Source organism: Pseudoalteromonas sp. PS5 (genome assembly GCF_004103255.1).
GTDB lineage: Bacteria > Pseudomonadota > Gammaproteobacteria > Enterobacterales > Alteromonadaceae > Pseudoalteromonas > Pseudoalteromonas peptidolytica.
Window position 1 is genome coordinate 1 of the sequence record NZ_RCSQ01000146.1, and the last position, 6,633, is coordinate 6,633.

6 protein-coding genes are annotated in these 6,633 nt (G+C 42.5%); all 6 read right to left on the reverse strand.

The window, feature by feature from the left end; translation table 11 throughout:
• Positions 1-70: 70 nt before the first annotated feature.
• The 6 genes from pilB to nadC all read right to left on the reverse strand — a co-directional run bounded on the left by pilB (position 71) and on the right by nadC (position 6,619).
• Positions 71-1,747: a type IV-A pilus assembly ATPase PilB gene (gene pilB, locus D9603_RS16805; RefSeq protein WP_128732187.1), complete on the reverse strand. Its 1,677-nt coding sequence runs from the start codon at positions 1,745-1,747 to the stop codon at positions 71-73.
• A gap of 103 nt (positions 1,748-1,850) precedes the next feature.
• Positions 1,851-2,480, reverse strand: a complete 630-nt coding sequence (gene coaE / locus D9603_RS16810) for a dephospho-CoA kinase (RefSeq protein ID WP_125250434.1) — start codon at positions 2,478-2,480, stop codon at positions 1,851-1,853.
• Positions 2,481-2,489: 9 nt separating this feature from the next.
• Positions 2,490-3,371: an A24 family peptidase gene (locus D9603_RS16815; protein ID WP_128732188.1), complete on the reverse strand. Its 882-nt coding sequence runs from the start codon at positions 3,369-3,371 to the stop codon at positions 2,490-2,492.
• A 135-nt stretch (positions 3,372-3,506) separates the two neighbouring features.
• Positions 3,507-4,742 (reverse strand): type II secretion system F family protein, encoded by a 1,236-nt coding sequence (locus D9603_RS16820; protein ID WP_128732189.1) that lies wholly within the window; start codon positions 4,740-4,742, stop codon positions 3,507-3,509.
• 57 nt (positions 4,743-4,799) lie between these two features.
• Positions 4,800-5,237: a prepilin-type N-terminal cleavage/methylation domain-containing protein gene (locus D9603_RS16825; RefSeq protein ID WP_128732190.1), complete on the reverse strand. Its 438-nt coding sequence runs from the start codon at positions 5,235-5,237 to the stop codon at positions 4,800-4,802.
• Between the two features lie 539 nt (positions 5,238-5,776).
• A complete protein-coding gene (nadC, locus tag D9603_RS16830; RefSeq protein WP_128732191.1) occupies positions 5,777-6,619 on the reverse strand; it encodes a carboxylating nicotinate-nucleotide diphosphorylase in 843 nt (280 codons plus the stop codon).
• Positions 6,620-6,633 lie beyond the last annotated feature (14 nt).

Consider the following 6,633-nt stretch of genomic DNA (forward strand, 5'->3'; position numbering starts at 1 on the left):
TTGTGGTAGGAGCGATTTTATATCGCGATCTTGTTACAAGAATGCGATGCATGGCTGCTCCCGTATGCGTTTAGTAGCTTGTCACTCGGTTGATTTCCGTCAGTGATGTCACGCCAGCTGCTGCTTTTTTTAAGCCAGATTTGCGCAAGTTATCAAACCCTGACTTTTCCGCTTGTTCAGCAATTTCCAGTGAATTTCCACCTTCCATGATTAAATGGGAAATCTCAGGGGTGATCTTTACGACCTCATAAATACCCACTCGACCTTTATAGCCGTCGGTGCAGCTGTCACAGCCTTTTGGTGCAAAAAGGGTGATCTCCTTAATTTGATCAGCGCTAAAGCCTTGTCCCAGTAGTGCTTCGTCAGGCAAGGTTTCTGGCGTCTTACATTTAGGACAAAGGCGTCTTGCAAGACGCTGAGCAATGATCAGGCTGACTGAGCTGGCTACGTTATAAGCTGGCACACCCATGTTCAAAAGGCGGGTAAGGGTCTCTGGAGCTGAGTTTGTATGCAGTGTACTTAACACCAAATGACCCGTTTGTGCTGCTTTGATGGAGATCTCTGCGGTTTCAAGGTCACGGATCTCACCAACCATCACAATATCAGGATCTTGGCGCAGAAACGCTCTAAGGGCATTGGCAAAAGTCATATCTGCTTTAGGGTTGATCTGAACTTGGTTTATACCTTCAAGGTTTATCTCCACAGGATCTTCCGCGGTACTGATATTTCGCTCTGGTTGGTTAAGAATATTCAAACCGGTGTATAATGATACTGTTTTACCTGAGCCCGTTGGGCCAGTAACCAAAATCATCCCCTGTGGTTGCTCAAGCGCATCCAGATACAGCTTTTTTTGTTCAGGTTCGTAACCTAGTACGTCAATCCCCAACATAGCACTGGAAGAATCTAAAATACGCATTACAATTTTTTCACCCCACATGGTCGGGAGTGTACTAACACGAAAGTCGATACTTTTACGCTCAGATATTTTGAGTTTAATACGACCGTCTTGAGGCTTTCGCTTCTCTGCAATGTCTAAGTGAGCCATGACCTTGATACGCGCAGCTAGGCGTGTTGCCAATGTATTAGGGGGGCTCGCCATCTCATGTAGCAATCCATCAATACGAAAGCGCACTCGGTATTTCTTTTCGTATGGCTCAAAATGTAGATCCGATGCTCCTTTTTTTATCGCATCCATCAATATCTTATTGATGTAAACAATGATTGGCGCATCATCTTTGTCTTCACTGGTATTTTGGGGTTTTGGCTCTTCTTCAACGTCAAGATCAGCAAACTCTTTAAATTCAGCCTCTGAAATCGACAGTCCGCCGGTGGCATCAAACAATTGATCGATTTTAGTCTCGAGCTTTTTATAGTCTGCGACTAACACTTCACATTGTAGCCCAGTGCTAAATTCAAAGTTTTCAAATGCACCAAAATCAGTGGGATCTGATGCTGCAACATACAGTTTTCGACCTTTTTGTACCAGCGGCAAAATATGGTGTTTGCGGATCAATTTTTCTTTGACTAGTGCTTGTGGAACTTCACTGACATTAAAATGATCTAGATTAAAGTAAGGAACTTTAAACAACTCCAAACATTCTTCAGCGAGTTCTTTTGAACTCATTCCTGAGCTGAGGCATATCAATTCAGCAGTGGTGTTAGCTTCTGACTGGCGAGATTTTATTTGCTCGGCAGTGACTCGCCCGAGAGTAATAAACTTACGCAGTAGTGGGGAATGATGTTCCATAGTACCTCTTTGCCTTCACATTCAATGCTTATTCAATATTTATTATTACGCTGAGTGTAGATTAAATTATGTCATTTTGACTACTTACCCAAGACGCAGTTCCTTATGTGTGCCGCTTCTGCTGTATTTTTGCTTCAGTTAAAAATGTCTGGTGTAGTGTGTCCAACGCTTGCAAACTTTCTTCGAGCGGACGGTCGTTGTTTAATATGTAGTCTGCTTTTTTTTGCTTTTCTTGCCGTGGCATCTGCGCTGCAATAATACGCTCTACCTGAGTAGGGTCTACATTATCGCGTTTTGTCGTTCTTTGTATTTGTGTTTCGACCGACGCATCAACGAGTAAAGTGGCATCGCAATAACGTTCTAGACCATTTTCAAATAACAACGGTGCGGACAAGATAACATAGTCGCTTTGTGCTTCGTTTAGCTGCGTGAGCAGTGTGTTACGTATCAGCGGGTGTAATAGTGCATCGAGCCACTGTTTTTTATGATCATCTGCAAAAATAATCGCTCGTAATTTGGCTCTGTCTAACCCCCCATCTGCAAGGAGAATATTGTTACCAAACTCATTAACAATGGCCTGTAGTCCTTGAGAGCCTATAGCCACGACTTCACGGGCAACGATGTCAGCATCAACGACAGTAATCTTTTTTTGTTGTAAATGCTGGGTGATCGCAGTTTTGCCCGCACCAATGCCACCTGTTACCCCTAAAATCCAGTTATTTGTTTTTAGCATTGTTTTTCATCACATGATTAAGTTAACGTACCAATGCTGGAGCTGCTCGCCATATATCAAGGTGATCCAGCCAGCGATGGCCAAATAAGGGCCAAATGGAATCGGCGTGGCTTTGTCACGACCCTGAACACTTAATTGTATACTGCCAATAATGGCACCAACTAGGCTAGACAATAAAACGATGGTTAAGATGGCTTCCCATCCCATCAAGGCACCAAAAATAGCGAGCAATTTAAAATCGCCATAGCCCATGCCTTCCTTTCCGGTCAGCAATTTAAATAGCCAGTACACACTCCACAAGCTCAAGTAGCCAACGGCTGCGCCAATAATTGCCGTGCCAGGAGACACTCCCACACCTAAACTGCTGGCAATAAGCACCAACCATAATGTTGGCAAAGTAAGTTGATCTGGTAATAACATTTCATCGATGTCAATAACCGTGAGCGCGACCAACACCCATGTAATAACGATATAAAGGACAGCTTCAAGGCTTGCACCAAAGTGCCAAGCAACCCAAGTTGCTAGTATTGCGGTTATTAATTCAACAAACGGATAGCGCACAGAGATAGACGCACTGCAATGGTGGCACTTGCCTTTTAATAGTATCCAGCTTAGCAGAGGTATATTTTGCCATGCTTTGACAGGTGCTTTGCAGCTTGGACAATGAGAATTTGGCTTAATTAAATTAAATGTTTCGGTATCTGTGCTTGGCGGCGTTTTAAGCTCATCAGCAAGTAAAACTCGACACTCTGATTGCCAGTTGTTTTGCATCATTTTGGGTAAACGGAGTATAACCACATTTAAAAAGCTACCGATACAAAGACTAACAACAGCTACTGTCAGTAACCAATACCATAATTGTGTTTGCATCAAGTGAATAATGTCGTGCATAAGTCGTGCGCTTATTTTTATTTAAGTGAAACTTCCGAGTCGCGCTCGGTACCTATTTACTAGACTGTACGTGATGTCTAGGTGCGCGGCAGTGTACCACATCAAGTTGAGAATAACGCAACACTGCCAAACGGTCTAAACCACAGAGCCCAGTTGGAAAATAGGTAAGTACATTGCGATAATGAGGCCACCAATAAGTACGCCTAATACGACCATAATAAGTGGCTCTAAAAGACTTGAGAGGCCGTCGACGGCATCGTCCACTTCCTGCTCGTAGATATTGGCGACTTTAGCAAGCATACTGTCTAATGATCCAGACTCTTCACCAATAGACACCATTTGCACTACCATATCAGGGAATACTTTGGTGTTGTGCATCGCCCAGTGCATTTGGTTACCGGCATTGACCTCGGCCTTAATTTCTCGAATGGCATTTTTATAAATGATATTTCCTGACGCGCCAGCAGCCGAGTCTAGTGCATCACCAAGCGGTACACCAGCGGCGAAGGTGGTTGAAAGGGTGCGTGCATAACGGGCAACGGCCGCTTTTTTTAAAATATCGCCTACAATAGGCAGTTTTAAGATCATGCGATCATTAAAATGTTTAACTGCACTACTGCGAATGAGCATTTCTTTATAGGTATAACCAAATAAGCCAACACCAATTAAAAATACCCACCAGTATTCTTGCAAAAACTCAGAAAAGCCTATCACCATTAGCGTGAAAGCTGGTAGCTCCGCACCAAACCCATTGAATATATCTTGGAATTGAGGAACAACAAAAATGAGCAAGATGGAGGTGACAATTAGCGCCACTACGATAACTGCAATAGGGTAGAAAAGTGCTTTTTTAATTTTTGATTTTAGCGCTTCGGTTTTTTCTTTATAGAGTGCTACTCGGTCAAAAATTCTGTCTAACGCACCTGATTGCTCACCAGAGTGGACTAAATCACAATAAAGTTCGTCAAAATATCTTGGATACGCGCGGAGCGCTTTTGCAAGGGGCTGACCAGCTTTGACTTCATCAGCGACATGTCCCATAAGTTTAGATAGAGACTTGTTTTTTGTACCTCGCGCCAACATTTCCAATGTTTGTACTAGGGAAACGCCAGCTGTTAGCATCGTGGCAATTTGTCTGGTGATAGTCGCAATGTCTTGCGAGGTGATTTTTTGTGTACCAGACAAACCAAATAGAGGTTTGGGCTTGCGTTTTACCTTGGAAGGAGTAATGCCTTGCTTTCGTAACTGGGCTTTGACTAGGGCAACGCTTGAACCTGTTATCTCACCTTCTAAGCGCTTACCTCTATTATTTACTCCGACCCAAATAAAGGTGTCTAAAGTATTGCTAGATTCGATAGATTTCTTATTCATGGATTAGAGTGTTTGATTGAAAGGTGAATGGGGAGAATAACCCTCCCCAATACTTAATTAGCAAAGGTTTGTGATGCTTGCTGTTGTACAAGATCCACTTTTTGTGAATACGTACGTTGAAGGTGCAGGATCTGCTGGATCAATTGTTGGTGGAGTTAAAATATATGTAAAACCACCTGCTACAGCATTACCTGTTGCTGTAATCACACCTGTAGTCTCTGTAATTGCTACGCTTGCTAAGTTAGTTGTAGCTGTTGGTGCTGCAATACCTAACTCACCAAAAGAGTCACATGCTGTAATGACATTATTGTTTGTCTGCAAACACTCAGTCATAGTAGTTCTTACTGATGCACCAGCGGTAACTACTTCAGTAAAGCGAGCTTTAACAGTGTAATCTTGATAAGCAGGCAGTGCCACTGCTGCAAGAATACCTACGATTGCAACTACAATCATTAGTTCGATTAGGGTAAAACCACCCTGTTGTTTTTGAGTCATGATGTGTCTCCTAAATTTTAAGTGACTTAACGTTACGATGTTTACGTTAAGCGTTTATTAAAACCTTTGCAATAATCACCAATCTATTCTATCAACAAACTGGCTGGTGCTTTATCTTACATACCAGAAGGTGGTGTTTAGCATTTGCTATTGATTTCACCTAACTCAATATATCTTCTTGAGATTTATCTGATATGCCTGTGAGCCGTCCCTAATCTTTTATGAGTGTAGCACTTAATTAGTTCTCGCGTTCACAATTAACAAATACTTTAATAGTAAACGTTGAGCGCAGCAATCAAATTTTAATAATAAATTATTGATTCTTTTGCGGTAGCGCAAACTTTCCTAATATAGGTTCAAAAAAGAGATGGAACTAACCGTTACTGAACATTAAGAACTTGTTACACTCTAATTCTTTTTTCGTATTTAACGGGTTTTCAGTAAGTTTGTCAATGAAATAGACAAGTTTCTCTATTACGCAGGATTACAGATAAACAGACGATTTAGGGCGTTAAAAACGCCCATAAAGATAACAATGATTATTCAAATCGCATTGACAGATCAATACTTTGCACGTGTTTGGTCAATGCGCCACTGGAGATAAAATCAACACCGGCTTGTGCGTAGGTTGTGAGCGTCTCTATTGTCATGTTACCAGACACTTCCAGTTTTGCTTTGCCTTGAGTAACCTCTACCGCTTGGATAATTTCATCCACGCTGAAATTATCCAACATAATAATATCGCTGCCAGCATCTAAGGCTTGTTGTAGTTCGTTTAGATTTTCCACTTCAACTTCTACCGGCTTGTCCGAGTGGTTGTTACGCGCAGTTGCAACAGCGGTGGCGATGCTGCCGCACGCTGCGATATGGTTTTCCTTGATAAGATACGCATCAAATAGACCAATGCGATGATTTTCACCACCACCGCACTTAACTGCATATTTTTGCAATGTTCTTAATCCTGGAATGGTTTTACGTGTATCTAATAGCTTGGTTTGCGTGCCAGCTAACACCGCAACATAATTTGCTGTGGTGGTTGCAGTACCCGACAAAGTTTGGACAAAATTCAGCGCGGTGCGCTCAGCCGTTAAAATAGCTCGAGCGGAACCTGTGGCTGTGAATAAGCGAGTGTTGGCAACAACGAAGTCACCGTCGTTGACTAGCACTTCAACAGCGACACTTGGGTCGACTTGCTTGAAGACTTCTTCAATGATTGCTTTACCTACAAACACGCAGTCTTCTCTGGTGATCACATAAGCATGAGCGTGTTGCGATTGCGGGATTAGGGCTGCGGTAATATCGCCATCATTTGGAGTTTGGTAGTTGAGATCTTCATCTAGTGCCATCGTTACCAACTGGCGGATCAGGTTTTGGTCAATCATAGAGTTGTCTTTTT

What these genes read in the sequence shown, in the direction of transcription:
- pilB (WP_128732187.1), bottom strand. Translation starts at nt 1,747, where the DNA reads ATGGAACATCATTCCCCACTACTGCGTAAGTTTATTACTCTCGGGCGA.
- coaE (WP_125250434.1), bottom strand. Translation starts at nt 2,480, where the DNA reads ATGCTAAAAACAAATAACTGGATTTTAGGGGTAACAGGTGGCATTGGT.
- D9603_RS16815 (WP_128732188.1), bottom strand. Translation starts at nt 3,371, where the DNA reads ATGCACGACATTATTCACTTGATGCAAACACAATTATGGTATTGGTTA.
- D9603_RS16820 (WP_128732189.1), bottom strand. Translation starts at nt 4,742, where the DNA reads ATGAATAAGAAATCTATCGAATCTAGCAATACTTTAGACACCTTTATT.
- D9603_RS16825 (WP_128732190.1), bottom strand. Translation starts at nt 5,237, where the DNA reads ATGACTCAAAAACAACAGGGTGGTTTTACCCTAATCGAACTAATGATT.
- nadC (WP_128732191.1), bottom strand. Translation starts at nt 6,619, where the DNA reads ATGATTGACCAAAACCTGATCCGCCAGTTGGTAACGATGGCACTAGAT.